The sequence below is a fragment of the Micromonospora sp. KC213 genome (genome assembly GCF_004348325.1).
In the GTDB taxonomy this organism is placed as follows: domain Bacteria; phylum Actinomycetota; class Actinomycetes; order Mycobacteriales; family Micromonosporaceae; genus Micromonospora.
The window spans coordinates 1-1,424 of record NZ_SMKF01000344.1 but is presented as its reverse complement, the minus strand read 5'-3'; the positions used below and the strand labels follow the sequence as shown (position 1 = coordinate 1,424).

The 1,424-nt window shown below is 75.3% G+C and carries 2 protein-coding genes; both read right to left on the bottom strand.

Features of this window, described 5'->3' with window-relative positions:
- Positions 1 to 162: 162 nt before the first annotated feature.
- Positions 163 to 885: a PASTA domain-containing protein gene (locus tag E1166_RS30525; protein ID WP_132343254.1), complete on the bottom strand. Its 723-nt coding sequence runs from the start codon at positions 883 to 885 to the stop codon at positions 163 to 165.
- A gap of 140 nt (positions 886 to 1,025) precedes the next feature.
- Positions 1,026 to 1,424 (bottom strand): PASTA domain-containing protein (locus tag E1166_RS30520; RefSeq protein ID WP_132343253.1); only part of this gene is annotated, 399 nt, incomplete at its 5' end.

Below are 1,424 nucleotides of genomic sequence, written 5' to 3'. Positions count from 1 at the left end.
GGGGCGAGGAGGCCGTCGCCGGGGCACCGGCACGACGATCCGCGATCGACCAGCGGCAGGCACTCAGCCGGTCACTGTTCTGGGCGGGATCGCTCGGGTTGATCGCCTCGCTGGTCGGGTTGGCCGTGGTGGGCAGCAGACGCCGGCGATGGTGAACGGCGGTCAGGGCGTCGCGGTCGTCGCCCCGGTGGTCGGCTCCGGCGGCGCACCGGTGGACGGGGACGGGGGTGGGGACGGCGCTCCGGCGACCACCAGGGTCACCTCCTCGCCGGGTTGTACCGGTGCGCCGGCCTCCGGGTCGGTCTCGACCACCGTGCCCGGTACCTGCCCGGACGACTCCCGGGTCTTGACCCGGTACGACAGGTCGAGCCGCTGCAGGATCCGCTCGGCCGTCGCCCTGGGCAGCCCGACCAGGGGCGGCATCGGCACCTGGACGGCCTCGGTGGTCGATGCGGTGCTGGCCGGTGCGCTGCTCGGCGCGACGCTGGTCGGCGCGGCCGTGGTCACCGGCGCGCTGGTCGGCACGGGGGGCGGGGTCGGAACCTCGTTCCGCTCGTCGGTGGCGCGCAGCGCCAGCCAGACACCGGCCGCCAGGGCGGCGAAGAGAAGCAGGGCCAGGATCCCGAGCAGGATCGGGGTCCACCAGCGGCGTCCGGGCTGCTCCTCGCCATACCAGACCGGTTCGACATGATCGGGCGGTCGCGGCGTCGGCACACCGGCCCGGCCCGACCAGACGGCCGGGGCCGTCGGCTCGGACGGGGTGTCGTCGGCCGGCGGAAGCGGCCGCGTCGCGTCCACCGGTTCCTGCCGGGCGGTGGCGTCGCCCGGCCGCGGCAGCCGCCGCGTCGCGTCGTCGGGGAGTGGCTCCTGGCGGTCGTCGCTCATCGCGCGTCCCCTCCCGACGGGCAGGCGTCGTGGCCCTCGCCCGTTCACGGTAACGGGCCAGGTCACCATTCGCCGGGATCAGCGCGCCGTGCCGCCCGGCTGGTGGCGGCCCCCACGTCGCAATCGGTTGGGCAGCGCGGTCAGTCCTGCTCCGGCGTGCAGGTGACGGAGACCTGGTCGTTCCAGCGCGCGGTGGCGCCGGCCAGCGGATCCTGGGCGCTGACCGTGCCGGCACGCCCGCTCGGATAGCGGGGGTAGAGGCCCAGCTCACCCAGTTCCTTGGCGACGTCGGCGCAGTCCTCGTCGTCGAGGTCCGGCACCTCGACCTGCGGCGCCGGACCCGCCACGTACACCTGGACGGTGGTTCCCCGGGTCACCGGCGCGTCCGCCGCCGGCACGGTCCGCACCACCTCGCGTCCGTTTCCGGTACCGAAGATGAACCGCCAGCCCAGTTTCCGGTCGCGCAGTTCGTCGCGGGCCTTCTCGAAGTCGGCACCGACGACGTCCGGCACGGTGGGACCGGCGGAGGGGCGGGAGGC

What these genes read in the sequence shown, in the direction of transcription:
- E1166_RS30525 (WP_132343254.1), bottom strand. Translation starts at nt 885, where the DNA reads ATGAGCGACGACCGCCAGGAGCCACTCCCCGACGACGCGACGCGGCGG.